This window comes from Dactylosporangium sp. NPDC051485 (assembly GCF_040682015.1).
Classification (GTDB): Bacteria; Actinomycetota; Actinomycetes; order Mycobacteriales; family Micromonosporaceae; genus Dactylosporangium.
Genome location: NZ_JBFAZW010000082.1, coordinates 1 through 26,564, shown reverse-complemented (window position 1 = coordinate 26,564; position 26,564 = coordinate 1). Strand labels below are relative to the sequence as shown.

Annotated in this window: 26 protein-coding genes and 1 pseudogene; 15 read left to right on the top strand and 12 right to left on the bottom strand. The window is 72.5% G+C overall.

Going from position 1 to position 26,564, the window contains the following annotated elements; genetic code table 11:
• Nucleotides 1-4: 4 nt before the first annotated feature.
• Nucleotides 5-574, top strand: a complete 570-nt coding sequence (locus tag AB0M46_RS36090) for a GNAT family N-acetyltransferase (RefSeq protein WP_363343631.1) — start codon at nt 5-7, stop codon at nt 572-574.
• Here AB0M46_RS36090 and AB0M46_RS36085 read toward each other — a convergent pair.
• Together AB0M46_RS36085 and AB0M46_RS36080 are read right to left on the bottom strand one after the other, a co-directional pair.
• Nucleotides 553-924: a YchJ family metal-binding protein gene (locus AB0M46_RS36085; RefSeq protein ID WP_363343629.1), complete on the bottom strand. Its 372-nt coding sequence runs from the start codon at nt 922-924 to the stop codon at nt 553-555. The genes AB0M46_RS36090 and AB0M46_RS36085 overlap by 22 nt on opposite strands.
• Nucleotides 921-1,859, bottom strand: a complete 939-nt coding sequence (locus AB0M46_RS36080; protein WP_363343627.1) for an AraC family transcriptional regulator — start codon at nt 1,857-1,859, stop codon at nt 921-923. The genes AB0M46_RS36085 and AB0M46_RS36080 overlap by 4 nt, the downstream gene beginning before the upstream one ends.
• An 81-nt stretch (nt 1,860-1,940) precedes the next feature.
• Between AB0M46_RS36080 and AB0M46_RS36075 the strand changes: the two genes are divergently transcribed.
• Nucleotides 1,941-2,417, top strand: a complete 477-nt coding sequence (locus AB0M46_RS36075) for an anthrone oxygenase family protein (RefSeq protein WP_363343625.1) — start codon at nt 1,941-1,943, stop codon at nt 2,415-2,417.
• Here AB0M46_RS36075 and AB0M46_RS36070 read toward each other — a convergent pair.
• Together AB0M46_RS36070 and AB0M46_RS36065 are read right to left on the bottom strand one after the other, a co-directional pair.
• Nucleotides 2,407-2,682, bottom strand: a complete 276-nt coding sequence (locus tag AB0M46_RS36070) for an FAD-dependent monooxygenase (protein ID WP_363343623.1) — start codon at nt 2,680-2,682, stop codon at nt 2,407-2,409. The two genes, AB0M46_RS36075 and AB0M46_RS36070, sit on opposite strands and share 11 nt — an antisense overlap.
• A 37-nt stretch (nt 2,683-2,719) precedes the next feature.
• Nucleotides 2,720-3,424, bottom strand: a complete 705-nt coding sequence (locus AB0M46_RS36065; RefSeq protein WP_363343621.1) for an RICIN domain-containing protein — start codon at nt 3,422-3,424, stop codon at nt 2,720-2,722.
• 153 nt (nt 3,425-3,577) lie between these two features.
• On the opposite strand from AB0M46_RS36065, the gene ald reads away from it, so the two are divergent.
• Both ald and AB0M46_RS36055 read left to right on the top strand, forming a co-directional pair.
• Complete coding sequence (ald, locus tag AB0M46_RS36060) at nt 3,578-4,693, top strand: alanine dehydrogenase (protein ID WP_363343619.1); 1,116 nt, start codon at nt 3,578-3,580, stop codon at nt 4,691-4,693.
• A 6-nt stretch (nt 4,694-4,699) separates the two neighbouring features.
• The gene (locus AB0M46_RS36055) at nt 4,700-5,668 is read left to right on the top strand and encodes a site-specific tyrosine recombinase XerD (RefSeq protein WP_363343617.1); all 969 of its coding nucleotides are present in this window, start codon (nt 4,700-4,702) and stop codon (nt 5,666-5,668) included.
• Between the two features lie 1,720 nt (nt 5,669-7,388).
• Here the strand turns inward: AB0M46_RS36055 and AB0M46_RS36050 are convergent.
• The 4 genes from AB0M46_RS36050 to AB0M46_RS36035 all read right to left on the bottom strand — a co-directional run bounded on the left by AB0M46_RS36050 (nt 7,389) and on the right by AB0M46_RS36035 (nt 11,084).
• Nucleotides 7,389-7,586, bottom strand: coding sequence for a hypothetical protein (locus tag AB0M46_RS36050; protein ID WP_363343615.1), 198 nt, complete (start codon nt 7,584-7,586; stop codon nt 7,389-7,391).
• A gap of 227 nt (nt 7,587-7,813) precedes the next feature.
• The gene (locus AB0M46_RS36045; RefSeq protein WP_363343613.1) at nt 7,814-9,013 is read right to left on the bottom strand and encodes a hypothetical protein; all 1,200 of its coding nucleotides are present in this window, start codon (nt 9,011-9,013) and stop codon (nt 7,814-7,816) included.
• Nucleotides 8,943-9,584, bottom strand: a complete 642-nt coding sequence (locus tag AB0M46_RS36040; RefSeq protein ID WP_363343611.1) for a SigE family RNA polymerase sigma factor — start codon at nt 9,582-9,584, stop codon at nt 8,943-8,945. Before AB0M46_RS36040 ends, AB0M46_RS36045 begins: the two co-directional genes overlap by 71 nt.
• A gap of 207 nt (nt 9,585-9,791) precedes the next feature.
• The gene (locus AB0M46_RS36035) at nt 9,792-11,084 is read right to left on the bottom strand and encodes a serine/threonine-protein kinase (protein WP_363343609.1); all 1,293 of its coding nucleotides are present in this window, start codon (nt 11,082-11,084) and stop codon (nt 9,792-9,794) included.
• A 163-nt stretch (nt 11,085-11,247) separates the two neighbouring features.
• On the opposite strand from AB0M46_RS36035, the gene AB0M46_RS36030 reads away from it, so the two are divergent.
• The 5 genes and pseudogenes from AB0M46_RS36030 (at nt 11,248) to AB0M46_RS36010 (ending at nt 16,399) form a co-directional block, all read left to right on the top strand.
• Nucleotides 11,248-12,183 carry a ParA family protein gene (locus AB0M46_RS36030; protein WP_363343607.1) on the top strand — a complete coding sequence of 312 codons (936 nt, stop codon included), beginning with the start codon at nt 11,248-11,250 and terminating at the stop codon, nt 12,181-12,183.
• 105 nt (nt 12,184-12,288) lie between these two features.
• Complete coding sequence (locus tag AB0M46_RS36025; protein WP_363343671.1) at nt 12,289-13,233, top strand: ScpA family protein; 945 nt, start codon at nt 12,289-12,291, stop codon at nt 13,231-13,233.
• A 587-nt stretch (nt 13,234-13,820) separates the two neighbouring features.
• Nucleotides 13,821-14,393, top strand: a pseudogene (scpB, locus tag AB0M46_RS36020) (SMC-Scp complex subunit ScpB); the annotation flags it as partial.
• Nucleotides 14,380-15,204 (top strand): pseudouridine synthase, encoded by an 825-nt coding sequence (locus tag AB0M46_RS36015; RefSeq protein WP_363343605.1) that lies wholly within the window; start codon nt 14,380-14,382, stop codon nt 15,202-15,204. The pseudogene scpB and the gene AB0M46_RS36015, both read left to right, overlap by 14 nt.
• A 208-nt stretch (nt 15,205-15,412) precedes the next feature.
• Entirely contained in the window at nt 15,413-16,399 is a 987-nt protein-coding gene (locus AB0M46_RS36010; RefSeq protein WP_363343603.1) for a WYL domain-containing protein, read from the top strand.
• A 114-nt stretch (nt 16,400-16,513) separates the two neighbouring features.
• Here AB0M46_RS36010 and AB0M46_RS36005 read toward each other — a convergent pair whose 3' ends face one another.
• Nucleotides 16,514-17,077, bottom strand: coding sequence for an NAD(P)H-dependent oxidoreductase (locus AB0M46_RS36005; protein ID WP_363343601.1), 564 nt, complete (start codon nt 17,075-17,077; stop codon nt 16,514-16,516).
• Nucleotides 17,078-17,203: 126 nt separating this feature from the next.
• Between AB0M46_RS36005 and AB0M46_RS36000 the strand changes: the two genes are divergently transcribed.
• The 3 genes from AB0M46_RS36000 (at nt 17,204) to der (ending at nt 19,954) form a co-directional block, all read left to right on the top strand.
• Nucleotides 17,204-17,800: a MarR family winged helix-turn-helix transcriptional regulator gene (locus AB0M46_RS36000; RefSeq protein ID WP_363343599.1), complete on the top strand. Its 597-nt coding sequence runs from the start codon at nt 17,204-17,206 to the stop codon at nt 17,798-17,800.
• 112 nt (nt 17,801-17,912) lie between these two features.
• Nucleotides 17,913-18,584 (top strand): (d)CMP kinase, encoded by a 672-nt coding sequence (cmk, locus tag AB0M46_RS35995; RefSeq protein ID WP_363343597.1) that lies wholly within the window; start codon nt 17,913-17,915, stop codon nt 18,582-18,584.
• A complete protein-coding gene (gene der, locus AB0M46_RS35990; RefSeq protein WP_363343595.1) occupies nt 18,581-19,954 on the top strand; it encodes a ribosome biogenesis GTPase Der in 1,374 nt (457 codons plus the stop codon). Before cmk ends, der begins: the two co-directional genes overlap by 4 nt.
• A 353-nt stretch (nt 19,955-20,307) precedes the next feature.
• On the opposite strand, the gene AB0M46_RS35985 is transcribed toward der, so the two are convergent.
• The 3 genes from AB0M46_RS35985 to AB0M46_RS35975 all read right to left on the bottom strand — a co-directional run bounded on the left by AB0M46_RS35985 (nt 20,308) and on the right by AB0M46_RS35975 (nt 23,960).
• Nucleotides 20,308-21,561: a glycoside hydrolase family 3 N-terminal domain-containing protein gene (locus AB0M46_RS35985; protein WP_363343593.1), complete on the bottom strand. Its 1,254-nt coding sequence runs from the start codon at nt 21,559-21,561 to the stop codon at nt 20,308-20,310.
• A gap of 78 nt (nt 21,562-21,639) precedes the next feature.
• Nucleotides 21,640-23,247 carry a sulfatase-like hydrolase/transferase gene (locus tag AB0M46_RS35980; protein WP_363343591.1) on the bottom strand — a complete coding sequence of 536 codons (1,608 nt, stop codon included), beginning with the start codon at nt 23,245-23,247 and terminating at the stop codon, nt 21,640-21,642.
• Nucleotides 23,247-23,960: a CDP-alcohol phosphatidyltransferase family protein gene (locus AB0M46_RS35975; protein ID WP_363343589.1), complete on the bottom strand. Its 714-nt coding sequence runs from the start codon at nt 23,958-23,960 to the stop codon at nt 23,247-23,249. Before AB0M46_RS35975 ends, AB0M46_RS35980 begins: the two co-directional genes overlap by 1 nt.
• 135 nt (nt 23,961-24,095) lie before the next feature.
• Between AB0M46_RS35975 and AB0M46_RS35970 the strand changes: the two genes are divergently transcribed.
• The 3 genes from AB0M46_RS35970 to AB0M46_RS35960 form a co-directional block, all read left to right on the top strand.
• Nucleotides 24,096-25,067 (top strand): zinc-binding alcohol dehydrogenase, encoded by a 972-nt coding sequence (locus AB0M46_RS35970; protein ID WP_363343587.1) that lies wholly within the window; start codon nt 24,096-24,098, stop codon nt 25,065-25,067.
• Between the two features lie 38 nt (nt 25,068-25,105).
• The gene (locus AB0M46_RS35965) at nt 25,106-25,504 is read left to right on the top strand and encodes a 6-carboxytetrahydropterin synthase (protein WP_363343585.1); all 399 of its coding nucleotides are present in this window, start codon (nt 25,106-25,108) and stop codon (nt 25,502-25,504) included.
• 197 nt (nt 25,505-25,701) lie between these two features.
• The coding region (locus AB0M46_RS35960; protein ID WP_363343583.1) for a glycosyltransferase family 4 protein at nt 25,702-26,564 on the top strand (863 nt) is incomplete at its 3' end.

The following is a 26,564-nucleotide window of genomic DNA, read 5'->3' as shown; positions in this document are numbered from 1 at the left end:
GGTCGTGCTGCGACCCGACTATCCGATCCGCACCGAGCGGCTCCTGCTGCGTCCCTTCGCCGGCCGCGACGTCGACGACCTGCATGCCCTCACCGGCGATCCGGAGGTGGTGCGGTACCTCTACTGGGACGTGCACACCCTGGAGGAGACCCGCGCCGCGCTGGCCAGGCGGACGGCCCAGGACGCGCTGACCGAGGAGGGGCAGTGGCTCGTCCTCGCGCTGGACCTCGACGGCACGGTGATCGGGCAGGTCGTGCTGAAGTGGGCCAGCGTGGAGCACCGGCAGGGCGAGCTCGGCTTCGTGCTCAACCCGGCCTACCAGGGCAAGGGCTACGCCCGCGAGGCGGCCGAGGCGATGCTGGGGCTGGCCTTCGACGGGCTGGGGCTGCACCGGGTCTTCGGCGCCTGCGACACCCGCAACGAGGGCTCCTGGCGGCTGCTGGCCCGCCTCGGCATGCGCCGGGAGGCGCACTTCGTCGAGGACGAGATCTTCAAGGGCTCGTTCGGCGACCAGTACATCTACGCCATCCTCGACCGCGAGTGGCGTTCGCTTCAGTCGACCTCGTCGACGTAGCGCCAGTGGCCGTCGACCTTCACGAAGCGGCTGCGGTCGTGCATGGTGCCCGGGCGGCCTTCGGCCACGTAGCGGGCCCGGAACTCGACGATGCCCTCGGTGTCGAACAGCCCGCCGCCCACCCGGTCCAGGATCGCGAGGCCCTGCCAGTTCTGGTCCGCCTCCAGCGTGAGCGCCCGCGGGCGGGTCTTCTCGTGCCAGGTGCGCAGCAGGAACTTCCGGTCGCCCACGACGTACGCGCAGTAGCGGGCCCGCATGAGCAGCTCGGCGCTCGGCGGCTCGGCGCCGCGGTGGTACTTGCCGCAGCAGTCGTCGTACGGTTCGCCGAGTCCACACGGGCAGTTGTTCATGCCGAGCATTGTTCCCGATGGGCCTGCGGCGATACCCCGCGGACCCGTTTGAAGGCGGCGCTGAGGGCGAAGGCGCTGCCGTAGCCGACCCGGCGGGCCACCGCGGCCAGGGTGGCGTCCGGCTCCAGCAGGAGGTCGGCCGCCAGGGCCAGCCGCCACCCGGCGAGGTAGGCCATCGGCGGCTCCCCGACCAGCTCGCTGAAGCGGCGGGCCAGCAGCGCGCGGGACACCCCGACCTCGGCCGCCAGGCCGCCGACCGTCCACGGCCGCTGCGGGTTGTGGTGCAGCAGCCGCAGGGCCGGGCCGGCGATCGGGTCGGACTGGGCGCGGTACCAGCCGGGCGCGCCCGAGGACGGCCGGGCCAGCCAGGTGCGCAGCGCGGTGATGAGCACGAGGTCGAGCAGCCGGTCCAGCACCGCCTCCTGGCCCGGCCGGTCCTTGGCGATCTCGTCGGCCAGCAGCGCCACCAGCGGCGAGTCCCAGTCCGCCCGCGGCACCACCAGCACCCGCGGCAGCGCGCCGAGCAGGCGCCGGCTCACCTCGCCGGCCGCCTGGTAGGCGCCGGTGAGGATGAGCGTCGAGCCGTCCGGGCCGGTGCCCCAGGTGCGCACCCCGAGGTGCATGGCCTCGGCCAGGTCCACGCCGTCCGGGGTAGTGCAGCGCTGCCCGGGATGGATGACGATCTGCGGCTCGGTGCCGGGCGGCTCGGCGACCGTGTAAGGCTCCGGGCCGCGGATCAGCAGCACGTCACCCGGGCCGGCCGCCATCGTCTCGCCGTCGTCGCCCACGTAGTGCGCCGCACCGCGCACCACCGCCGCGACGGCCAGGGCCGCCTCGTCGCGGATGCGCAGCGACCACGGCGGGGTGAGCACCGAGCGCAGCAGGAACGCGCCCCGGGCACGGGGGCCGTCGAGCAGGGCGGTGAGCGCATCCATGGCCCCACCGTAGACGCCGGCTTATGCATCGGCGCGTCCTGGCCATGGTACGTCTCGCGGTGAACGGATTCACTGGTCTGCATGAGAACCGCAGTCCTCGCCGCCACCGCGCTGCTCGTCGGGCTCTGCGCCGGTGTCTTCTTCGCCTACTCCACGTCGGTCATGCTCGCCCTGCGCAAGGTCGAGGACCGCACCTTCATCGACGTCATGCAGAAGATCAACACGGCCATCCTCAACGGCTGGTTCCTGACCGCGTACGTCGGGGCGCTGCTGCTGGCCGTCGCGGCCGTCCTGCTGCACCTCGCGCCCGGGCACCGCGCCCCGCTGCCGTGGCTGCTGGCCACGCTGGCCCTCTACGGCATCGTCTTCATCGTCACCGCGGCGCTGAACGTGCCGATGAACGACACCCTCGACGCCGCCGGGCCGGCCGCGGCGATCGCCGACCCGGCCGCGGTCCGCCGGGCGTTCGAGGGCCCGTGGGTGGGCTGGAACACCGTGCGGACCGTCGCCTCGGCGGGTTCGCTGCTGACCCTGGCCATCGCGCTGATCAGAGCGTGATGGCCCGCTTGGCCCGCTCGATCGACTCCTCCGACGCCGGGCCGCCCGGGTTCTCGGTGGCCAGGGCCTGGTTCGCCGCCACGAAGGGCCGCATCCGCTCGTCGTACTCGCCGAGGTCGTCGTTGCGGATGGCCTCGGCCAGCACGTAGGCGCCGACCAGGGCCAGGCTGGTGCCCTGGCCGGACAGCGGGGAGGCACAGTAGCCGGCGTCGCCGAGCAGGACCACCCTTCCCGAGGAGTACCGCTCGAGGCGGACCTGCGCCATGGCGTCGAAGTAGAAGTCGGGGCCGGCCCGGCGGGGATCAGGCGAGGGCCTGGAACTTCCAGCGCTGGTTGGTGGAGTTGTCGCAGTCCCACTGGCGGGCCGCCGCGCCCGGGCTGGGGTTGCCCGAGTCGATGCCGACGCAGCGGCCGCTGTTGAGGCTCACCAGCTGGTAGCCGTCGCCGTTGCGGACCAGCTTCCACAGCTGGTTGGGGCTTCCGTGGCAGTCCCAGATCAGGATCTGGGCCCCGTTGTCCTTCGAGCCGCCGTTGACGTCCAGGCACCGGTTGTCGGCGGCGTTGACGAACTCGAAGGTGTCCTGCGTGTTGTTCATGGCACGGGGTATCCACACCATCGTGGTGTTGTTGCCGTCGCACTGCTGCTGCGATGCGTTGCCCCCGTTGCCCTGGTTGGCCTGCATGCACAGGCCGGAGTGGTCGGGGCGCATCAGCGTCGGCTTGGCCGCGAGCAGCGCCGCCTTGGCCGGCGTGGGTGAGGCGGCCGGCGACGACGGGGGCGCCGCCGAGGAGGCGGCCGGCGGCGGGGCGGCCGGTGACGCAGCGTTGCTGGCCGGGCCCGGCTGGCCCGCGGCGCCGGTGGCCTGCGGCGACGGCGAGCGGAAGACCTGCACGGCGAAGACGATGCCGACGATCACCGCCACCACGAGAAAGCCGAACGCGCCGAGGAGCAACTTGTCTGGCTTGGGCGCGGGGGGCGTGGGGCGGGGCCCGCCGTACACGGTCATGGCCGTGAAGCATAGATCAGCCGGTCGGCAGACACAGTGTCAATCTGCCCGCGCAGGAGTTCACACTGTGCAGCCCGCACGGCCCGGTCGACGGCCATAAACTCCGGCGTATGCACACAGCGTAACGGTGCGCTGAGCGGAGAGGGGTCCAACGTGAAGGTCGCAATTCCGCGCGAGGTCAAGAACCACGAGTATCGCGTGGCGATCACACCCGCCGGTGTCCACGAACTCGCCGCGAACGGGCACGAGATCTTCGTCGAGACCGGCGCGGGCGAGGGCTCGGCGATCACGGACCAGGAGTACCGCGAGGCCGGCGCCATCATCCTGCCGGGTGCCGACGACACCTGGGCCGAGGGCGACCTGGTGCTGAAGGTCAAGGAGCCGGTCGCCGAGGAGTACCACCGGATGCGCGCCGGGCAGGTCCTCTTCACCTACCTGCACCTCGCCGCCTCCCGCGACTGCACCCAGGCGCTGGTCGAGCGCAAGGTCACCGGCATCGCCTACGAGACGGTCGAGCTGCCCGACAGGTCGCTGCCGCTGCTCGCCCCGATGTCCGAGGTCGCCGGCCGGCTGGCGCCGCAGGTCGGGGCCTACCACCTGATGCGCGCCGGCGGCGGGCGCGGCGTGCTGCTCGGCGGCGTGTCCGGCGTCTACCCGGCCAAGGTCGTCGTCATCGGCGCCGGCGTCTCAGGCCTCAACGCGGCCGCGATCGCGGTGGGCATGCAGGCCGAGGTGCTGCTGCTGGACAAGAACATCTCCCGGCTGCGCGGCGCCGACGCGATCTACCAGGGTCACCTGCAGACGATCGCCTCCAACGGCTACGAGATCGAACGGGCCGTGCTCGACGCCGACCTGGTCATCGGCGCCGTCCTGGTGCCCGGCGCCAAGGCCCCCAAGCTCGTCACCAACGACCTGGTCAAGCGGATGAAGCCGGGCAGCGTGCTGGTCGACATCTCCATCGACCAGGGCGGCTGCTTCGAGGACTCCCGCCCGACCACGCACGCCGAGCCCACCTACCAGGTGCACGACTCGATCTTCTACTGCGTGGCGAACATGCCCGGCGCGGTGCCGCACACCAGCACCTACGCGCTCACCAACGTGACGTTGCCCTACGCCCTGGAACTGGCCAACCGCGGCTGGCGCGACGCCCTGCGCCGCGACCAGGCGCTGGCCCTGGGCCTGAACACGCACGACGGCCACGTCACCTACGGCCCGGTGGCCGACGCGCATGGGATGAGCCACATTGCCCTGGCGGACGTCCTGGCATAGAACTCCATGGTGACAGTCGACGGCGGGGGAGCGGGCACGCGGCTGCGCCGCGCCGTCGACACCTACCTGGACCACCTGACGGTCGAGCGGGCACTCGCGGTCAACACGCTCACGTCGTACCGCCGCGACCTGGACCGCTACGTCGAGTGGCTGGTCACTGCGGGGGTGTCCGACCTCTCCGACGTCACCACCCGGGAGATCGCCGCCCACGTCGCCGACCTGCGCGCGCCGGCCGGCGACGCCCCGCCGCTGTCGGCCTCCTCCGCGGCCCGGGCCGCCAGCGCCGTGCGCGGCCTGCACCGCTTCGCCCTGCTGGAGGGCCTGGCCCCGAGCGACCCGTCCCGCGAGGTGAAGCCGCCGTCGCTGCCCAAGCGGCTGCCCAAGGCCCTCGACGTCGACCAGGTGGTGCGCCTGCTGGCCGTGCCGGCCCAGGCCGCGGCCGGGCCCTTGGACCTGCGCGACGCCGCGCTGCTCGAATTCCTGTACGGCACCGGCGCCCGCATCTCGGAGGCGGTCGGCATCGCCGTCGACGACCTCGACCTGGACGCCCGTCCGGGGATGGTGGTGCTGCACGGCAAGGGCGGCAAGACCCGGCTGGTGCCGATGGGCAGCTACGCGCGCGCGGCGCTGGACGCCTACCTGGTGCGCGGCCGGCCGCCCCTGGCGGCCAACGGGACCGGGTCGCCCAACGTGTTCCTCAATGCGCGCGGGGGGCCGTTGTCGCGGCAGAGCGCGTGGACCATCCTGCGCAAGGCGGCGGACCGGGCGGGGCTGCCGGTCGACGGGCCGTCCGGGGTGTCGCCGCACACGCTGCGGCACTCCTTCGCCACCCACCTGCTCGACGGCGGGGCCGACATCCGGGTGGTGCAAGAGCTGCTCGGGCACGCCTCGGTGACCACGACGCAGGTGTACACGCTGGTGACCGTCGACCGCTTGCGCGAGATCTATGCGACCGCCCATCCGAGGGCTCGCTGATCCGGGGCGTGCTGGTGCTCGGGCACGCCTCGGTGACCACGACGCAGGTGTACGCGGTGGTGACCGCCGACTGCCCACCGAGAGCCCGCTGGGTCGGGGCGTTTCGGGCGCCGCGACTTGTCGGATTTATGCGGATTTGGGGTATTTATGTGGATTCATGGCAGGCGTCGAAGTGGACGGTGACCTGGTCGGGCCAGCGGCCGCCGAGCTTGCGCGTCGGCCGCGTTGAGGGCCGGGCTGGGCCGGGCGGCGGCGCGTGGTGCCGGTTCGTGCTGACCGCGACGACGCCGAGCGGATGCCCTGCCCGTTGACGGCGATGGAACGTTCCCAGCCGCCTCTGCCCCGACCGGCCGACCGGCCGACCGGCCGACCGGCCGACCGGCACGGCTTCGGCGATACACCCGTCTGGGCGGGCAGCACCATTGAACCGTTGATCACTTGGCGTAGCGATGGACCTCGTGCTGGCGATCGCGGTCTGAGCATGCACCATTTGACATTGTCGCTACCGTCCGGGGCGGTTTTTCCGGGCGGGCTCGGGGATAATCAAAACATGGGGCAGCTGTCATTCTTCAGTCGCACGGAATTGGCTGCCATGCGTGACAGGTCCAGGTCTCGGCGCTATTGTCCGGCAAGGGAGCAGTTCCGTCGGGAACATGAGCGGCATCGAGCGTGGGGCCTTGCTCAACGGCACGCCGAGAAGCTACGCCGCATCCATGGTGGCGTCCCGCCGGTGACCGCGGCCGACGATCGGCGGCCCGACCCGGCCCCTGCGCCCGACCCGGCCCCCGCGCCGGTCCCGCCGACGCTATCGCCCGAACAGGCCGAACACCCCGCCCAACACCCCGCCGGCCGGGTCGTCGCCGATCACACCGATCTCGCGCCGCCGGACCGCAAGGGCGGCACGGCAGAGTCGGGGCGTGCCCGCGCGGGCCGTCGCGCACCAACGCCACCGCCGCCGTCACGCCGGCCCGCCGGTGCGGCAACGCGTCGAACAATCGGCCGCCATCCGCGTTCATCGGCAGCGTATCGCAGCCGGTTCTTGCATCTGCCGCGTCCGGCCGGCTGTCAATTCCGCCGAAGCCTGCAAAAGGTTGAGCACCATCCCAATGCGCCACCGGCGGAGCATTTCAGTGAATACACGCTCATCGGCAGTTCAGAGCGCCGAGCCACTGAACTGTCACTCACTCGCTGTCACGGTCGCCTCCAGGCGGCGGGTCCGGCAGGTCATCCACCCCGAACGGCCGGGACCCGCTGGAACGGTAGGCACAACCCCGCCCGCTGCGAGACCGCGACCCGAGGCGTGAAAGGGCGACACCCGGCCCGAAGTCCGCACGCCTGCCCAAGCGCGAAATCAGCGGTTTCCGCCAATATTCGACTTATCCGGGTATATCTTGGCGCCGCGGACCCGGCCGGGGCTCGATCCCGGGCGCGTGGAGAAGACCGGGCGTCACTCGTGGCACGACGGCCCCAGTGCCGACCGCCTCGATTTCGCCGGCCCGATGAGGTTTCGCTCTCGGATGACCCGGACCAGGCTCGTGGCACGACGGTGCTGGCAGGGCCCAATGCCGACCGCTTCGTTTTCGCCGGCTCGATGGGGCTTCGCTCTTGGGCGAACCGGACCAGGCGCTAGTGGGCGTAACGGCACCCTGGTTGCGCGGACCAGAGTCCGAGGAAGCTGAGGGCCCACCCTCGCGAGCGGGCGGGCCCTCAGCGGGTGTGGTTACTTGTGGCGGTTGTATTTGCGCGGGGCCTTCGGGCTGCCGCCCTTGCCCACCCCGCCGCGGCCGCCGCCGTGGTTGCCGGAGCCCGGCGGGAGGGAGCGGTTGGCCTGGGCGCGGCGGATGGCCTCGAGCGGGTTGGCCGGGGCGGACTCGTCGGTCTCGGTGGCCGGGTTGTCGGGCTGGTTTTCGGCAGGCATGCGAGCGTCTCCTTCGCGGGACGGGCAGAAACGGCGAACACGACAACAGACAGGCGTGGCCGCGCGAACGCGAAGCGGGGAGTGATGAACCCACAACGGGGGCCGGCCGCAGGCAGAAACAGCGGCGGGCGCGCGCGGCGTCGGTGGGCTCAGAAACGCATGCGACAACGGTAACAGCACCCCGCCGGTCGCGCACGTGCGTTTCGCGCCGGCCGGGGTGTTGCGCGTTACGGGAAGGTCTTCAGGGCCGAGGGCCAGGCCGAGAGGATGTCCGGGTTCTCGGGCTTCATGGCCAGCGTGATTTGGCTGATCTGGACGTTGGAGGCGGGCTTCACACCGCTGAGGTCGGCCTTGACGTACGTCGAGCCGTCGTCCGCCACACGGGTGCACGAGCTCGAGTCCGGGCAGTCGAGGTGGCCGGGCTTTGTCGGGTTCGGGTCGGGGCGGCCCATCGACAGGGTCAGCACCGGGAGGTTGTTGAAGTCGTAGGGGGCGAACAGCGGCAGCGCGGGCGGCTTCGGGGTCAGCCGGACGGCCGAGCGGACCCGGCTGCCCGGGCTCACGTCGGTGCCGTAGCTCACGGACAGCAGCTGGTAGCCGCGGGGGAGCGGGCCCGGGACGAAGCCGACCGGGAACTGGCGGACGGCCGCCGGGGCCAGGCCCTCGGCGATCGCCAGCAGCGTGTCACGGTCGGGCACGGTTTCCCACGACGACCAGTAGATCGCCGCCCAGGCGTCGTCGGTGTACTGCCACGCCAGCGTCGGCACCGCCGGCTGAACCTTCTGCAGCTTCAGGAGGTCGCTCTGCGAGACGGTGGGCTCGGTCGGGCCGCCGGCGTAGCTCAACAGGCCCACGGCCGAGTGCACCAGGACCTTCTCGCCACTCTTCTCGAAGTCCCGGGGATCGAAGGCGCCCGGGCGGTAGACCACCAGGATGCCGCCGCGCAGCAGGTCGGCGGCCCTCGACGGGCTCGACGGGGCGTCGCCAGCGCCGGCGCCGGGCGCGGTCGCCGATGGCTCCGCCCCGTCGGGCACGCTGAAGCCGATGTCGATGGAGGACTGCTGGTAGGCCTGGGTGACCAGGTCCGGGTCGCTCACCAGGTAGTCGCCGGCGGTGTAGCCGCGGTAGTTGGTGACGAACGGCGCCGTGTCGGCGAATGCCGTCGCGACCGGTATGGCGGACGGGGAAGCCAGGGGGTTGCGGTCGCCGGCCGCGGTCAGCGGGGCGCTCGGGCCGGCGACCAGCACGACGGCCGCGGCGACGGCCGCGATCGTGGCGGCCGTACCGCCGCTGATCGAGGAGAGCAGGGCGACGCGGCGGCGCCGGGCCAGGTGACGGCCGGCGGCCGTGATGTCGTCAACACTGAGCCGTGGTGGCGGCGCGTCGTCCCGAACCGAGCTCAGCAGCGTGTGCAGGTCCTGGTCCATGCCCTTCCCTCCTATCCTGGTTGTGGCCGGGCCCGGCGACATCACTCGTCGCAGCGCCGCCCGCAGCGCCATCCGTGACTCGGAGTTCCTCCGAGCCGAGCAGCGCCCGGAGCGCGGCGAGCCCCCTGGCGGTCTGGCTCTTGACGGTTCCCGGCTGGCGGCCGAGCACCTCGGCGGTCTCCTCAACGCTCAGCCCCTCGTAGTACCGCAACACCAGCACGGCGCGCTGGCCGGGGGCCATGCGGGCGAGCGCGGCGCGGATCCGGATCCGGTCGTCGACCTGGTCGGCGTGATCCGGTCCGGGCAGGTCTGGCAGCGCGTAGCCGGCCGAGCGCTCCCGGCGGCGCCAGGGCCGGCGGCTCTCGTCGACCAGGGCGTGCACGATCGCCCGCCGCACGTAGGCCAGCGGCGTGTCGACCTTGTTCCAGCGCACGTACAGCTTCGCCAGGGACGCGGCCACCGCGTCCTCGGCGGTATGCCAGTCCCCGCACGTCAGGTAGGCGAGCGAGCGCAGCCCGTCGAATCGCGCGGTGACGAATTCGCGGAAGTGCGCCTCGTCGTCTTGGTTCACCCGTCCGGGCTCCCTTCGTCGCGGGTAGACGGAACCGCAGACCGAAGGGTTGCACACGTTCGGAGATTCTTTTTCCGGCGAACTACCGGCTACCGGGAGCTATCCGGGCGAATGCCGCGAAAATCGGCACGACCGGATGACGGGTCTACGGCGACCGCGGTGGCCGGCACTTGCGGCAGCCGCCGGCCTGGCCGTGATCGCCGTGGCCTACGGCAGGCCCACCGTGGGGGCCGCGGTCGAGGGTGGCGGGCCCTGCGTCGTGGGCGTGGCCGGGCCTTGCGTCGTCGGCGCGGGCGTCGTCGGCGTCGCCGACGCGGTCGCGGTCGTGGTCGTCGTGGGCTCGGCCGAGGACGCCGCGGCGGACGGTGGGGCGCTCGTGGAAGGGACGGATGTCGTACGGCTGGGAGCATGCGTCGTCACATGCTCCTCCGGCTCCGTCGTCCGGGCCGTCTGGCTGACGGCGACGGTCGGGCGGGACTCGGGGTCCGGCGGGCTGATCACCTTGCGCGTCAGCGCGATCACGGCCAGCAGCACGCCGGTGACCAGCGCCGCGACCGCCACGGTGGCGGCGATCGGGACCCACAACGGGCGGCCGGCCGGCTCCCCGCCGGGGTCGGCGTCGGAGCCGGCCGCCGGGGCGGCGCCGCGCACCAGCGGCGCCATCTCGTCCTCCGTCGTGGCGTCCTCGGCGGCCCGGGCCGCGGCGGCCATCGCGGCGGCGGTGGGGTAGCGCTCCTTCGGGTCCTTGTTCATCGCCCGCTCGACCAGCGCCCGCGTGGCGGCCGGCACGGTCTCGGGCAGCGGCGGGGGCTCGTCCTGCAGGTGCTTGATGGCGATCTCGAGCGGCGAGTTGCCGGTGAACGGCGGGGTGCCGGTGAGGCAGTGGTACGCCACCACGCCCAGCGCGTAGATGTCGGACGCCGGCGAGATCGGGTCGCCGGAGGCCTGCTCCGGGGACATGTAGAGCGCGGTGCCGATGACCGCGTTGACCTTTGTGACGGCAGTCACTTCCGCGGAGCGTGCCACGCCGAAGTCGACCAGCGTCACCGCGCCCTTCTCGCCCACGAGCAGGTTGCCCGGCTTCACGTCGCGGTGGATGATCCCCCGCTCGTGGGCGGCCTGCAGCGCGTCGGCCGCCTTGGCCACGATCGCCAGGGTCCGCCCGACCGGCAGGGTGCCCGCCTCGTTGATCAGCTCGCCCAGCGGGCGGCCGTTGACGAAGGCCATGACCAGGAACAGCGTGCCCTCGGGGGTCTCGCCGTAGTCGTAGACGCCGACGACGCCCGGGTGGCCGATCGAGGCCATGAGCCGGGCCTCGGAACGGAACCGGCGGCCGAACTCGGCGTTGCTGACGTGCCCCGGCAGCAGCACCTTCACGGCCACGGTGCGGGTAAGGGTCTTGTCCGTGGCCCGGAACACCTGTCCCATCCCGCCGCTGGCGACGAACTCATCGAGGCGGTATCTGTCGCCGAGAACGTCCCCTGGTTGCAGCACGTGCATGAAGGTACCCAACGATGAGCTTCGCGACACGCCGGGCGCGCTGTGCGATATGTACCCTGCAGTGACGTACAGTCGGTCAGCGGCTGACTCGCTCCCCCCATTCAGGCCGACGCCGAATCGGTCCCGGGTGGAGACAGCACCGCCGGGAGGGGCGAAGACAGCGATGACAGGCATGGGCGACCAGGCGGAGTCGTGGACCACCACGATGCGCGCCGAGCAGGCCTCGCTTGACCTCGGTGCGGAGCTCGGGCCGGCGGACCCGACCGCGTACACGATGCGCAAGCCGATCCCCGAACCGATGCCGATGGATCGGCACGGCCCGGCGCGCATTATCGCCATGGCCAACCAGAAGGGCGGTGTCGGAAAGACGACGTCGACCATCAACCTGGGTGCGGCCCTGGCGGAGTACGGGCGGCGGGTGCTGCTCGTCGACTTCGACCCGCAGGGCGCCCTCTCGGTCGGCCTCGGCGTCAACCCCCACAACCTCGATCTCACGATTTACAACGTCCTGATGGACTCGGACGTGACGGTCGAGGACATCAGGATCAAGACGGACGTCGCCGGCCTGCACCTCCTGCCGGCCAACATTGACCTCTCCGCCGCCGAGATCCAGCTGGTCACCGAGGTCGCCCGCGAGATGGCCCTGGCCCGGGTGCTGCGCCCGGTGCTCAAGGAGTACGACTTCATCCTCATCGACTGCCAGCCGTCGCTGGGCCTGCTGGCGATCAACGCCCTCACCGTCGCCCACGGCGTGATGATCCCGCTGGAGTGCGAGTTCTTCTCGCTGCGCGGCGTCGCGCTGCTGCTGGACACGATCGACAAGGTGCGCGAGCGGCTCAACTTCGACCTCGAGCTCGAGGGCATCCTCGCCACGATGTACGACAGCCGCACCACGCACTGCCGCCAGGTGCTGCAGCGGGTCGTGGAGGCGTTCGGCGACAAGGTGTACCAGACCGTCATCACCAAGACGGTGAAGTTCCCCGAGTCGACGGTGGCCGGGGCGCCCATCACGACGCTCGACCCGTCGTCGTCGGGGGCTCGCAACTATCGGCAGCTGGCCCGCGAGGTGATCGCGCAGCAGGCCGAGCGGCGACTCTGACGCGCTTGCTGTTCGGGGTTTGCGCAGTTCTTGCGCTAGGTTCTTCGCGTGACTGAGCCGGTCTCTGTGTCCCCGGAGTCGCCGTCGCCTTCGGCCGACGTCGATGTGCCGGCTGCGCCGGCCCCATCCGGGTTCCAGGTCAAGCTGGCCAACTTCACCGGGCCGTTCGACCTGTTGCTGCAGCTGATCGGCAAGCACAAGCTGGACGTCACCGAGGTCGCGCTGCACACGGTGACGGACGACTTCATCGCGTACATCCGGGCGATGGGCGACGACTGGGACCTCGACGAGGCCTCGGAGTTCCTGGTCGTGGCGGCGACGCTGCTCGACCTCAAGGCGGCCCGCCTGCTGCCGTCGGCCACGGTCGAGAACGAGGAGGACCTGGCGCTGCTCGAGGCGCGGGACCTGCTGTTCGCGCGGCTGTTGCAGTACAAGGCCTTCAAGGAGGCGGCGGCGCACATCCAGGGCCTGGAGGCGGTGGGCTCGCGGCGCTACCCGCGGGCGGTGACCCTGGAGCCCCGCTACGCCGAGGCGCTGCCCGACCTGGTGCTGGGCGTCGGGCCGCAGCGCCTGCTCAAGCTCGCCATCAAGGCGTTCACGCCCAAGGCGCCGCCCGTCGTGTCGATCGCGCACATCCACATGGTCCGTGTGAGCGTGCGGGAGCACGCCAACATCGTGCGCGACCGCCTCATGGAGCAGCGCGTGGCGACCTTCAGCGAGCTGTGCATCGACTGCGAGTCGACGCTGGAGGTGGTGGCCCGGTTCCTGGCTCTGCTCGAGTTGTACCGCGAGGACCTCATCTCGTTCGAACAGGTCCAGGCCCTGGGGGAACTGGTGGTCCGCTGGACGGCGGCCACGGACGCGGACGTGGACATCACCGTCGAGGAGTACGACGGCGCGCCCCCGCCCGCCGCGGAGTCCGGCTCGCCGGACGGGGCCGCGGTTGCGGACGGCGGCGGCACTGCGGATGATGCGGATTCCCTGGCGGACGTGGATGGGCCCGGGGCCGGCGAGGCCGCGGTGGACGTGGACAACGAGGTGGACGAGTGAGCCAGGACGAGAAGCCGACGGAGTCGCTCGCCGACCAGGCCGCGAACTGGATTCCACCCTGGGCCCGCCCGAAGCCGCAGCCGCAGGCGCAGTCCTTCCCCGAGCTGCAGTGGCAGTCCGACGCCGAGGAGTCGCCCTCCGCCTCGGAGCCCGCTTCGCACGACGTTGCTGAGTCTGCGGAGGGGGCGCCGGCCGATTCGGAGGTCGTGGCGGAGCCTGCCGAGGTCGCCGCTGAGCCGCCTGAGTCCGAGCCTGTCGCGGAGGCCGATGCGGAACCTGTCGCGGAGGTCGAACCTGTCTCGGAGTCCGAGCCGGCTGCGGAAGCTGAGGCCGCTCCGGAGCCCGAGCCCGTCGAATCGGAGCCCGTCCCCGAGCCTGAGCCCGTCCCCGAGCCTGAGCCCGTCCCCGAGCCTGAGCCCGTCCCCGAGCCTGAGCCCGTCCCCGAGCCTGAGCCCGTCCCCGAGCCTGAGCCCGTCCCCGAGCCCGAGGCTGAGCCGTCTGTTGAGGCCGAGCCTGTTGCTGAGGCCGAGGCGGAGGCGCTGCCCGGGGCCGTTGACGAGCAGGCGCTGCCGCTGGCGGGGGCGGCTCCCGCCGAGAGCGTGCGGGCGGAGATGTCGGACAGCGAGCTGCGCGGCGCGGTGGAGGCGATCCTCCTCGTCGTCGACGAGCCGACCAGCGAAGTGACGCTGGCCCAGGTGCTGGAGCAGCCCGTCGAGCGGGTGCTGGCGGCGCTGGAGGCGGCTTCCTCGCAGTACACGTCGCTGGGGTTCGGGTTTGATCTTCGGCGGGTGGCCGGGGGCTGGCGGCTCTACACCCGGCCCGAATATGCCGCGTACGTCGAGAAGTTCGTTCTCGACGGCCAGCAGATTCGGCTGACCCAGGCGGCGTTGGAGACACTGGCGGTGATCGCGTACAAGCAGCCGGTGACCAGGTCCCGGATTTCGGCCATCCGCGGTGTGAACTGTGACGGGGTTGTCCGTACGCTGGTTACCAGGGGTCTGATCGAGGAGACCGGGAGTGAGCCGGAGAGCGGCGCGTTCCTGTACCGGACGACCACGTTGTTCCTGGAGAAGCTCGGCCTGGACAACGTCGATCAGCTGCCGCCCCTTGCCCCGTTCCTGCCCGACGACATAGATGAGATCGCCGATGCCCAGCGTTGACCCGTCAGTTGAGTCCGAGTCCGGCGAGTTCGTGGCCGGCCAGTTCGAGGGTTCCGCCTTCGACGCGCCGCCGGACGCCGTGCCGCCGCGTCACGAGGAGCGCCTGCAGAAGATTTTGGCGGCGGCCGGCCTCGGCTCGCGGCGCACGTGCGAGCGCCTGATCGACGAGGGCCGGGTCACCGTCAACGGCAAGGAGGCCACGCTCGGCGACAAGGCCGACGCGGTGCGCGACGCGATCCATGTGGACGGCCAGCGGCTGGTGACCGACACCCGACTGGTGTACCTGGCGCTGAACAAGCCCCGCGGCGTGGTCTCGACGATGGACGACGACAAGGGCCGCGACGCGATCGCCGACTTCCTGCCGAACATCAACACCCGCGTGTTCCACGTCGGCCGGCTCGACCAGGACAGCGAGGGCCTGCTGCTGCTGACCAACGACGGCGGGCTGGCGCACAAGCTGATGCACCCGTCGTATGAGGTGGCCAAGACCTACCAGGTCGAGATCTCCGGCCCGGTCCCGCGCTCGATGGGCCGGGACCTCAAGGCGGGCATCACCCTGGAGGACGGCCCGGTGAAGGTCGACTCGTTCCGGGTCGTGGACGCGTTCGGCCGGGCGGCGCTGGTGGAGGTGGTCCTGCACGAGGGCCGCAACCACATCGTGCGGCGCCTGTTCGACGCGGTGGGCTTCCCGGTCCAGCGGCTGATCCGCACCCAGATCGGCCCCATCCGGCTGGGCGACCTGCGCCCGGGCCGCACCCGCCACCTGTCCCAGGCCGAGGTGGGCGCCCTCTTCAAGGCGGTCGGCGAGTAGCGGCGGCTGCCCGGCCCACTGGCATGGCCAGGTCGGCGAGTAGCAGGGGCCGCCCGGCCCACCGGTGTGGCCCAGTTCGGCCAGGCGGTCGGCGAGTAGCGGCGGCTGCCCGGCCCACCGGCATGGCCCAGTTCGGCCAGGCGGTCAGCGAGGCGGCGGCCGGGTGATGAGGACAGATGCTGTCCTCATCACCCGTGATACTTGACGCATGTTGGAGACCTCGGCCCGGCTGCTGGCGTTGCTCTCGCTGCTGCAGGCGCGCCGGGACTGGCCCGGGCAGACGCTCGCCGCCCGGCTGGAGGTCAGCCCCCGCACGGTACGCCGCGACGTCGACCGCCTTCGCGAACTCGGCTATCCGGTGCAGGCGACGAGGGGCCCCGACGGCGGGTATCGCCTCGACGCCGGCTCCGAGCTGCCGCCCCTGCTCTTCGACGACGACCAGGCCGTCGCCGTGGCGGTGGCGCTGCAGACGGCGACGATGGCCGTGCAGGGCGTCGAGGAGGCGGCGCTGCGAGCGCTGGCCACGGTGCGCCAGGTCATGCCGGCCCGCCTGCGCCATCGGGTCGACGCCCTGCAGGTCACCCGGATCGTGAAGCACGCCTGGCGCGAGAGTGACATCGACGCCGAGCACCTCCTCGCGATCGGGACCGCGGTCCGCGCCCGGGAGGTGCTGCGCTTCGACTACGAGGGGCGGCGGGAGATGGCCGAAGGCCCCGGGCCGCAGCGCCCGCCGCGGCGGGCCGAGCCGCACCACCTCGTGACGTGGGGCGGGCGCTGGTACCTCGTGGGGTGGGACCTGGACCGCAAGGACTGGCGCACGTTCCGGGTCGACCGCATGACCCCGCGCACGCCCACCGGTCCGCGGTTCGGTCCGCGGGAGTTGCCGGCGCCGAGCCTGGCCGAGTTCATCGCCGAGCGGTTCGAGCGCCACGATGCGCTGCCGTGCCGCGGTACCGCGATCCTGCGGGCCCCGGCGGCCTCCGTCAACGACGCCGCGCGCGGGCAGGCGGTCGTCGAGGACGTCGCGCCGGACCGGTGCCGGGTCACGGCCGGCTCGTGGAGCTGGACCGGGCTCGCGGCCTGGTTCGGCATGTTCGGCGTCGACTTCGAGCTGGTCGGCCCGCCCGAGCTGCTCGAGGCCGCCGGGTCCCTCGCCGCCCGCTTCGCGAACGCCCTGCCGCCACGCGACCGCTGAGCCGGCTGTGTCGGGCGCCGAATCCCCCGCCGCCCGCTTCGGCGAACGCCCTGCCGCCACGCGACCGCTGAGCCCGCCGTGTCGGGCGCGACGGCGCCCGACACGGCCGGAACGTCAGCCCTTGTTGCGAACCGTCGCCAGCGCCTTGCCCCACGTCACCGTCTGGTCGATCAGGGTGTTCAACGTGCCCTCGTGCTGCGGCCCCGGCTTGAAGACGCTGAAGTTCTCGAAGTCCTGGTACAGCGACAGGGCGACCTGCGCCCGCACGTCGGCCAGCTGCAGCTCGCCCGCGATCAGCCGCAGGTGCTCGACCGCCCGCGTGCCGCCCGCCGAGCCGTAGCTCACGAAGCCCGCCGCCTTGTTGTTCCACTCGGCGTAGAGGAAGTCGATCGCGTTCTTCAGGGCGCCGCTCGTCGAGTGGTTGTACTCCGGCGTCACGAAGATGTAGGCGTCGAACTCGGCGATCTTGGCGGCCCACTGCTTGGTGTGCTCGTTCGCGTACTGGCCCAGCGACGCGGGCACCGCCTCGTCGAGGTGGGGGAGGTTGTAGTCGAGCAGGTCGACCAGCTCGAACTCGGCGTCGCCGCGGCGGGACGCGATGTCGTACACCCACTTGGCCACGGCCTCGCCGTTGCGGCCCGGACGGGTGCTGCCGAGGATGATTCCGACCTTGGTCATGAATGCTTCCTTTTCTGAATGTTCTGCACGAACCCGATGTTCGGCACGAACCCGGAAGGGTGACGTGTCACCGAGACAGTAGCGCAGAACCACGGTGACATGTCACCCATCCCCTAGACTGCATGTGTGACGAATTCGGGGTGGCTCGACGAGCGGGAGCAGCGGGCCTGGCGCGGGTACGTTGCCCTCAACGCCGAGGTTCAGCGGCGCCTGGCCCGCCAGCTGCAGCGCGAGACCGGCCTGACCGCCGCCGAGTATGCCGTGCTGGTCAGCCTGTCAGAGGCGCCCGGGGGCCGGCTGCGGGTCTTCCAGCTGCGCCAGGCGGCCGACTGGGAGAAGACCCGGCTCACGCACCAGATCACGCGCATGACGGCCCGCGGCCTGGTGGCCCGCGAGCCCTGCCCCGACGATCCCCGCGGCGCGTTCGTCGTGCTCACCGAGGCCGGCCGGGAGGCGATCGAGGCGGCGGCCCCGCGCCACGTCGCGCACGTGCGGCACTGGTTCTTCGACGCGCTGCGCCCGGAGCATGTCGAGGCGCTGATCGAGCTCTCCGGCGCGGTGCTGTCCCGTCTCCCGGAGGCCGACCGCGCGATCGGCGAGCCGTGCGAGCCGTGTTCGTCGACCGCCGATGCCGAGGCCGGGGAGGCGTGCCCGCCCGGTGTGGACCCGTGCGAGGTCGCCGTGCCGGAATGCCCGCCCGCCGCCGAAATGTCCGGCATGTGAATGTGATGATGACCGGTGGGCCAAACCACATACACGGGTACCTCCCGTGGGTGGGCGTCATCGGCGGGTCAAGTACTGTTTTGAAGGGCTTCATCGAGCAGAGGAGACGGGCGTGCACGACGAGGGCCGGCAACTGGTAGTTGCCGTCGACGGGCCGTCCGGCTCAGGCAAGTCGACCATCTCCCGGCGGGTCGCCCAGGCGCTCAGCGCCCGCTACCTGGACACCGGCGCCATGTATCGCGCCGTGACGTACGCCGTGCTGCGCGACGGCGTCGACCTGCACGACGCCGTCAAGGTCGCCGCCGTGGCCGAGGGTGTGCACCTGACCATCGGCACCGACCCGGCCGCGCCGCACATCGCCGTCGACGGGGTTCTGGTCGACCGGGAGATCCGCGGGTCGGAGGTGACCGGGGCGGTGTCCGCCGTGTCGGCCGTGCCGTCGGTGCGCGCCCTGCTCGTCGCCCAGCAGCGCCAGATCATCGCCGAGGCGGAGCGGATCGTCGTCGAGGGCCGCGACATCGGCACCGTGGTCGCCCCCGACGCCGACCTGAAGGTCTACCTCACCGCCGACGCCGAGGAGCGCGCCCGCCGCCGCAGCAGCGAGAACGCGACCAACCAGGCCGCGACCGCCGCCGACCTCGCCCGCCGTGACCGCCTCGACTCGACCCGCGCCGCCGATCCGCTGCGCCAGGCCGAGGACGCCGTCGTGCTCGACACCACCGCGCTCGGCATCGACGAGGTGGTCGAGCGGCTGCAGCACATGCTCGACAAGGTCATGGCGTGAACCCAACGCCCGCGGAGGTCTCCGCGCAGGCCGTCGAGGCCGAGCTGGAGGCCGAGCTGAGCCTGCCCATCGTCGCCGTGGTCGGCCGCCCCAACGTCGGCAAGTCGACGCTGGTCAACCGCGTGCTCGGGCGCCGCCAGGCGGTCGTGGAGGACGTCGCCGGGGTGACCCGCGACCGGGTCGCGTATGACGCGGAGTGGACCGGCCGGCACTTCACGATCGTCGACACCGGCGGCTGGCTGCCCGACGCCCGCGAGCGCGCCAAGGCCATCGCCACCCAGGCCGAGATCGCCGCGCAGACCGCCGACGTGGTCCTCTTCGTCGTCGACGCCACGATCCCGCCGACCTCCGACGACGAGGCGGCCGTGCGGATGCTGCGCCGCAGCGCCGGCAAGGTCATTCTGGTCGCCAACAAGGTCGACAACGACCGGATCGAGAACGACATCGCCAGCCTGTGGGGCCTGGGCCTGGGCGAACCCTTCCCGGTGTCGGCCCTGCACGGCCGCGGCGCCGGAGACCTCCTCGACAAGATCCTGGAGAACCTTCCGGAAGCCCGGCAGATCGAACCGCGAGAGGCCGGCCCCCGCCGCATCGCCCTCGTCGGCCGTCCCAACGTCGGCAAGTCCAGCCTGCTCAACAAGCTGGCCAAGGAGGAGCGGGCGGTCGTGGACTCGGTCGCCGGCACGACCGTCGACCCGGTCGACAGCCTGGTCGACTTCGGCGGCGAGACCTGGCACCTGGTCGACACGGCCGGCCTGCGCAAGCGCGTCACGCACGCCAGCGGCACCGAGTACTACGCCTCCCTGCGCACCAACGCCGCCATCGAGGCCGCCGAGGTCGCCATCGTGCTGCTCGACGCCAGCGAGCCCATCTCGGAGCAGGACCAGCGGATCATCACCATGGTCATCGAGTCGGGCCGGGCGCTGGTCATCGCCTTCAACAAGTGGGACCTGGTCGACGAGGACCGCCGCTACCAGCTCGGCAAGGAGATCGACCGCGAGCTGCGCCGGGTTCCCTGGGCGGTGCGGGTCAACGTCTCCGCCCTGACCGGCCGTGCGGTCGACAAGCTCGCCCCGGCGCTGCGCACCGCGCTGACCAACTGGGAGCGCCGCGTGCCGACCGGCCAGCTCAACCAGTGGCTGACCGCCCTTGTCCAGGCCACCCCGCACCCGGTCCGCGGCGGTCGCGCCCCGCGCGTGCTCTTCGCCACCCAGGCCGGCGTCTCCCCGCCGAAGTTCGTCCTCTTCACCACCGGCGCCCTCGACCCGGGCTACGTCCGCTTCGTCGAGCGCCGCCTGCGCGAGGAGTTCGAGTTCACGGGCACCCCGATCCACATCACCGTGAAGCCCCGCAAGAAGAACAAGAAATAGCCCTCCGCGCCGGGCCGATTCGGGTGTACCGGCACTTGCCGCCCGCGCGGGCACAAGTGCGATGAGCCGTGGCGCGCCGGCGCCCGACTTGTCGCGGCCCGGTTCGTCAGCGGCGGGGTTCGGTGAGGTCGGTGTCCGCCGTCCTTCTGCGGCGGTGCCGTGGCGGCGGATCGCGATCGCGGCCGTCGTCGGTGTCGCCGCCGCGGCGGGCACGTCGTCGTACGGCCAGCGGCCGCAGCGGTTCGGACCGCTCGCCGCCGCGGCGGTCCTGGTCGTCCGCCAGGGGTGTGGCGACCGCGGGGCGATCAGGATCTCGACGAAGCGGCCGGCGTGCGGCAGCGCGGCCGAGCGCCTTAGCAGCTCACGAGGCCCGCGGCGAGCTTGCTGCGGATCACCCGGGTGGCGGACTGGGTGATCCTGGCGGCGAAGGCGGGGTCGCTCTTGGCCGCCGCCACCAGGGCCTCCGTCATCGGGCCGGCGTCCTGCAGGCGGACGCTCAGGACCATGTCGCCGCCGGCCCGGATGAAGCGGACCGCGCGCTGGCCGAGCGGGACGGCGCTCACGGCCTGGGCGGCGCCGAGGTCGTCGGACAGGACCAGGCCGTCGAAGCCCATCTTGCCGCGCAGCAGGTCGGTGACGATGGCGGGGGAGAAGGCGGCGACGTTCTGCGGGTCCAGCTTCGGGTAGGCGGCCGAGGAGATCATCACGGCGGCCGAGCCGGCGCTGATGCCGGTGGCGAAGGGCTTCAGCGCCGGGTCGTCGACGGTGGTCAGGTCGTCGCGGGCGCCGGTCGAGGTGTCGGTGTTGGCCCGCACCCGGCCCAGGCCCGGGAAGTGCTTCAGGGTGGTCTGCACGCCGGCGCCCTGGATGGCGGCGACCACGGTGGCGACGTCCTCGGCCACCGGGTCGGGGGTCGTGCCGTACTGCCGCTCGAAGCCCCCGATCGGCGGGTTGGACTTGCCGACGTCGGCCGGGACCACGTCGGCGACCGGGGCCAGGTCGATGGTCACGCCGATGCCCTTGAGCCGGGCGGCCCACTCCGCCGTCTGGGTCTTCAGGGCGGCGGCGTCGAGCTTGCCCTGGGACACGGCGGTCGGGATGGCCGGGAAGTCGGCGCCCTTGAGGGTCTGGACCTGGCCGCCCTCCTGGTCGATGCCGATCTGCAGGGCGAGGCCGCCGTTCTTGCGGGCGGCGTCCTGTAGCTGGGCGATCGCCTGGCGCATGGTGGCGGCCGACGCCGAGCTGCGGCCGGCCAGGAAGATGCCGCCGATGTGGTACTTCTGGATCGTCGCCACGGCCCCGCCCGGCGAGTCGATCGCGGTGCCGATCATGAGCAGCTGGGCGGCCTGCTGCTCGATCGGCAGCTTGGCGACCAGCGAGGTGGCACAGTCCGCCGGCGTGGCGGAGGCGCCCTGCGTCGGCACCACGGGCGATTCCGGGCGCGGCGAGGCGCTCGCCGTGGCCGGCGGGCCTGCGTCGTCGCGCATCGTGGAGATCACGACGATCGTGCCGGCCACGAGGGCGGCCACCGCCACGGTGACGATCGCCCACAGCGCGAACGGGCCGGATCTCCCGCGCTCACCGAGGCGGCGCGTTCCTCTCGGCATCCTTGCTCCATCCGCGAGTCGGGCTGCGCACCGCGATCGAGGATACGGCAGGACCCACCGCCCCGATCAAACGCGGCGTCAGGCGAACGCTGTCAGGAAGCGGTCACGGAAGGCGCTCATCGGCCAGACCGGGGCCTGCGGGTCCGGGCGCAGGCCGTCGGTCCAGCCCCAGCCGGCGACCCGGTCGAGCACCTTCTGGTCGTGGGCGACGATCGTGATCGGCACGTCGCGGCCGGCCTGGTCGCCGACGATGATCGGGGACGGCTGGTGGTCGCCCAGGAAGACCACCACGAGGTTGTCGTCGCCGTACCGCTGCACGTACGAGATGAGGCTGCTCAGCGAGTAGACGATCGAGTTGCGGTACGCCGTGCGGATCTTCTCCGACGTACGCCAGGCCACATCCGGAGGGTCGCCCGCGGTGCTCATCGAGTTGTAGACCGTGCCGTCGCCGACCTCGTCCCAGCCGACCAGCTGCGGGATCGGCGTCCACGGCGCGTGGCTGGAGACCAGCGCGATCTCGCCGAACACGGGCTGGTGGCCGGGGGTGCGCTCCAGCCGCTGGAACGAGGCGAGGGTGAACTGGTCCGGCACCGGGACGTAGGAGAACTTGGGGCCGCGGTAGCCCATGTTCCGCGAGTCGTACAGGTCGTGGTACTGGAAGTACCGGCCCTGCGGCCAGTCCCGGTCGTTGGCCGGCATGAGCCCGGCTATGTGCCAGCCGGCCCGCCGGAATGCGGCGTTGACGGTGAACCGGTCGCCGGCCAGCAGGGTGTCGCTGCGCCGCTGGTTGTCGACCCACAACCCGGACAGCAGCGTGTCGTGCGCCAGCCAGCTGCCGCCGCCGGCGGTCGGCGAGGTGAGGAAGCCGCTGCGCGCGGAGAACCCGGCCGCCGCCAGCCGCCGCGTGCCCTCGTCGAGGGTGGCGCCGACCACCGGCGCGTACTGCGGGTCCTGCACCGCGCTGCGCCCGTAGCTCTCCACGAACGTGAACAGCACGTCCTTGCCCCGAAGCGCGGTGAGCAGCCGCGCGCCCGGCACGTCCCGGAACGCGTCGACGGCGGACTGGCTGTCGAACTTCTGCCCGTCGTTGATGTCCCGCCGCACGAGCGCCACCTGGTCGCCCAGCGCGCCGGTCGCCCCGTCGGAGGCCACCGGCAGGCCGTGCACGAACTGCACGTTGAGCAGCGCGAGCAGCGCCCACGCCACCGCCAGCGCCGCCGTGGCGCGGGTCGTGGAGGCCGGGTGGCGCAGCGCCAGCCGGCCGAGCCGGCGCAGCGCGAAGGTCATCACCACGGGCACGGACAGCACGACGAGCCCGAGCGCGACGGCCGCCCCGACCGCCGCGGCCCGCCCGACGGACGACTCGACCAGCTCGAACGCCGGCCGCAGGAGCACCCAGTCGAGCACCGGGTCGAAGGGCCGGGACAGCGCGGTGTAGAAGCCGAGGTTGAACAGCCGCACGATGATCAGCACCCCGAGCAGCACGCCGGCCGCGCCGAGCACGACCGTGCGCATCCGCCCGCGCGCGGCGAGGAACAGCGCGACGAGCAGCAGGCCCTCGATCGGGATGCGCACGAACGACGCCGCGCTGTACTGGGTCAGGCGGTCCGGGCTCACCAGCGTGCAGTACACGACGGCGGCCCCCAGCAGGGTGCCGGTCCAGCGCAGCGCGGTGCGCACGGCCATCAGGACGACACCGCCACTTCGAGCGACTGCCGGCGCCAGCGCCACAGCACCTCGGAGCCGAACGACTCGACCAGGAACAGCAGCGAGATGGCGACCGCCGTGGTGGTCACCGCCGGCGGCAGCAGCCCGGACGCGGCCACGGCGAGGGTCACGCCCTGCATCGCCGCGACGACCTTGCGCCAGTACCGCGGCGGGACCGGCCCGCGCAGCCACGGCACCAGCGCGGCCGCCACCCAGATCGCGTAGCGCATGAGGCCGATCGCGAGCACCCACGGGCCGACCGTCTGGGCGACCTGCACGCTGAGCACCAGGATGAGCCAGGCGTCGGTCTCCATGTCGAAGCGGGCGCCGAGCGCGCTCACCCCGCCGGTGCGCCGCGCCACGTTGCCGTCCACGGCGTCCATGGCCAGGGCGACAGCGCTCAGCGCGCACAGCACGCCGACCGGCGCCGGGCGGCCGAAGAGCGAGTCGGCGGTCAGCGCGGCCACCCCGCCGATGAGCCCGGCCCGGGTCTGGGTCACCCAGTTCGCCGCGCCGAAGGCCACCGCGGCGGAGCGTTGCAGCCCGTGCCCGAGCGCCACGAACGCGACGAGCCCGCTCGCGAGGCCGGCGACCCAGCCCGCCGCGCCGAGCCCGACGCTCGCGGCCAGGGCGGCCAGCACCGTGCAGTGGAAGATCAGTCCAGCGACCGGACCGGTTCGAACCCGCGGCATCATCGCTCCGTATACGAGGCTGTGCTTTCTGACCATGGACCCGACAATGCATACGCGCACGGCGGCGCGACGGTTCGATCGCATGCTTCGCCGGAATGGGTACATGTACGGGCCCGAACAACGAAGGAGCCGCTCATGCACGAGGCCCGCGCTTTCTGGAGCGTCGGCGGCGGACAAGGTGAAATCCGGCCCGAGCCGCTGCGCCGACCCGGCGAGGGCGAGGTGCTGGTCCGCGCGCTCTACTCGGGTGTGAGCCGCGGCACCGAGACGCTCGTCTTCGCCGGCAAGGTGCCCCCGGACCAGCACGCGGTCATGCGCGCGCCGTTCCAGGAGGGCGACTTCCCGTTTCCGGTGAAATACGGCTACCTCAGCGCGGGACTCGTCGAGGCCGGTCCGGCGCGGCTGGTCGGCCGCGCGGTGTTCTGCCTGTTCCCGCATCAGACCGCTTATGTGGTACCGCAGGAAAAGGTCGTGGAAATCCCCGGCGGGGTGCCACCTCGGCGCGCGGTGCTCGCCGGGACGGTGGAGACCGCCGTCAATGCGCTGTGGGACGCCGCGCCGCTGGTCGGCGACCGGGTGAGCGTGCTGGGCGGCGGCATGGTCGGCTGCTGCGTCGCGGCGCTCCTGGCCCGCTTCCCGGGCGTCGAGGTCGAGCTCATCGACGTCGACCCGGCCCGCCGGGTCACCGCCGAGGCACTCGGCGTCACCTTCGCGACGCCGCAGGAGGCGTCGGCGGGCCGCGACCTCGTGGTCCACGCCAGCGCCACGGAGGCGGGCCTGCAGCAGGCGCTGGGCCTGCTCGCCCCGGAGGGCACTGTGCTGGAGCTGAGCTGGTACGGCGACCGCCCCGTCACCCTCTCCCTCGGCGGCGCGTTCCACTCCGGCCGCCTCGCCATCCGCAGCAGCCAGGTCGGCACCGTGTCCCCGGCCCGGGCCGGGCGCCGCTCCTACGCCGACCGGCTGGCCCTGGCCCTGCGCCTGCTGCGCGACCCCGCCTTCGACGCGCTCATCACCGGCGAGTCCCCGTTCGAGGACCTGCCGCAGGTGCTCCCGGCCCTGGCCACCGGCGCGCTGCCGGCCCTGTGCCACGCGATCACCTACCGGTAACCCCGGATCAACGAACCCAGATCAACGACAGGAGCAGCGTGTACAGCATCACCGTCCGTGACCATGTGATGATCGCCCACAGCTTCCGCGGGGAGGTCTTCGGCCCGGCCCAGCGCCTGCACGGCGCCACCTACGTGGTCGACGTGACCTTCTCGCGCGCCGAGCTGGACGCCGACAACCTGGTGGTCGACATCGGCCTCGCCTCCGACGAGCTCAAAACCGTCCTGGGCGCCCTGAACTACCGCAACCTCGACGACGAGCCCGACTTCGCCGGCGTCAACACGTCGACCGAGTTCCTCGCCGCCGTGGTCGCCGACCGGCTGGCCGCGCGGGTGCACGCCGGCGCGCTCGGCCCGGGCGCGGCCGGCCTGGAGCGCATCGCCGTCACGCTGCGCGAGTCCCACGTCGCCTGGGCCACGTACGAGCGCGCCCTGTGAGCGATCCGCAGCGCAGCGGAGGGCCCGGTGTCATTCGCGCCGGCGCTGGAGCGCAGCGGAGGTGATGGCGCGAGCGGTCCGCAGCGAATCGGAGGGGCCGCGAACCAGTGGGCACCGTAATACTCGCGTGAGCGGTCCGGAGCGAAGTGGGCACCCTTCACGTCGCGCCGGCGACGGAGCGCAGCGGAGGTGATGGCGTGAGCGGTCCGGTCGTCCACGTGGTGCTGCCGGGCGACATCGACAGCACCACGACGCCGAGCGGCGGCAACCGGTACGACCGCGAGGTCTGCGCCGGGCTGGCCGCCCTCGGCTGGACGGTGCGGGAGCACCGGGCCGACCTCGAGCCCCTGGAGGCGCTGCTGGCGGCCCGGCCGGACGGCGCCCTCGTCCTGCTCGACGGCCTCGTCGCCTCGGCCCGCCCGGGCCCGCTGGCCGCACACGCGGCCCGGCTGCGGCTCGTCGTCCTGGTGCACATGCCCTTCGGCGACGAAGACCCGGCGGCCCGCCCGGCCGAGGCCCGGGCGCTGCGGGCGGCCACCGCGGTGATCGCCACCAGCGACTGGACCGGGCGGCGCCTGGCCGAGCTCTACGCCCTGCCCGCCGACCGCATCGACGTGGCCGCGCCCGGCGTGGCCCCGGCCCCGGTCGCGCCCGGCTCCGGCGCGGGCGGTGCGCTGCTCTGTGTCGCCGTGCTCGGCCGCCACAAGGGCCACGACGTGCTGGTCGAGGCCCTGTCCCGCCTGCCGGGTGAGTGGACCTGCGCGTGTGCGGGCGCGCTGGAGCGCGACCCGGCGTTCGTGGCCGGTCTGCGGTCGCGCATCGACGCCGCCGGGCTGGGCGGCCGGCTGACGCTCGCCGGCCCGTGCGCCGGCGCCGACCTGGACGCCCTCTACGCGGGCGCCGACCTGCTGGTCCACCCCTCACGCGGGGAGACCTACGGCATGGTCGCGGCCGAGGCCCTGGCCCGCGGCATCCCGGTGCTGGCGACCACGGCGAAGGGGCTGCCGGACGCGGTCGGGCGGGCCCCGGACGGCACCGTGCCCGGGCTGCTGGTCCCGCC

Bases quoted from the DNA above. Each gene is read 5' to 3' on its own strand.
- AB0M46_RS36085 (WP_363343629.1), bottom strand. From the start codon at position 924: ATGAACAACTGCCCGTGTGGACTCGGCGAACCGTACGACGACTGCTGC.
- AB0M46_RS36080 (WP_363343627.1), bottom strand. From the start codon at position 1,859: ATGGATGCGCTCACCGCCCTGCTCGACGGCCCCCGTGCCCGGGGCGCG.
- AB0M46_RS36075 (WP_363343625.1), top strand. From the start codon at position 1,941: ATGAGAACCGCAGTCCTCGCCGCCACCGCGCTGCTCGTCGGGCTCTGC.
- AB0M46_RS36070 (WP_363343623.1), bottom strand. From the start codon at position 2,682: ATGGCGCAGGTCCGCCTCGAGCGGTACTCCTCGGGAAGGGTGGTCCTG.
- AB0M46_RS36065 (WP_363343621.1), bottom strand. From the start codon at position 3,424: ATGACCGTGTACGGCGGGCCCCGCCCCACGCCCCCCGCGCCCAAGCCA.
- AB0M46_RS36055 (WP_363343617.1), top strand. From the start codon at position 4,700: ATGGTGACAGTCGACGGCGGGGGAGCGGGCACGCGGCTGCGCCGCGCC.
- AB0M46_RS36050 (WP_363343615.1), bottom strand. From the start codon at position 7,586: ATGCCTGCCGAAAACCAGCCCGACAACCCGGCCACCGAGACCGACGAG.
- AB0M46_RS36045 (WP_363343613.1), bottom strand. From the start codon at position 9,013: ATGGACCAGGACCTGCACACGCTGCTGAGCTCGGTTCGGGACGACGCG.
- AB0M46_RS36035 (WP_363343609.1), bottom strand. From the start codon at position 11,084: ATGCACGTGCTGCAACCAGGGGACGTTCTCGGCGACAGATACCGCCTC.
- AB0M46_RS36030 (WP_363343607.1), top strand. From the start codon at position 11,248: ATGACAGGCATGGGCGACCAGGCGGAGTCGTGGACCACCACGATGCGC.
- AB0M46_RS36015 (WP_363343605.1), top strand. From the start codon at position 14,380: ATGCCCAGCGTTGACCCGTCAGTTGAGTCCGAGTCCGGCGAGTTCGTG.
- AB0M46_RS36010 (WP_363343603.1), top strand. From the start codon at position 15,413: ATGTTGGAGACCTCGGCCCGGCTGCTGGCGTTGCTCTCGCTGCTGCAG.
- AB0M46_RS36005 (WP_363343601.1), bottom strand. From the start codon at position 17,077: ATGACCAAGGTCGGAATCATCCTCGGCAGCACCCGTCCGGGCCGCAAC.
- AB0M46_RS35985 (WP_363343593.1), bottom strand. From the start codon at position 21,561: ATGCCGAGAGGAACGCGCCGCCTCGGTGAGCGCGGGAGATCCGGCCCG.
- AB0M46_RS35980 (WP_363343591.1), bottom strand. From the start codon at position 23,247: ATGGCCGTGCGCACCGCGCTGCGCTGGACCGGCACCCTGCTGGGGGCC.
- AB0M46_RS35975 (WP_363343589.1), bottom strand. From the start codon at position 23,960: ATGCCGCGGGTTCGAACCGGTCCGGTCGCTGGACTGATCTTCCACTGC.
- AB0M46_RS35970 (WP_363343587.1), top strand. From the start codon at position 24,096: ATGCACGAGGCCCGCGCTTTCTGGAGCGTCGGCGGCGGACAAGGTGAA.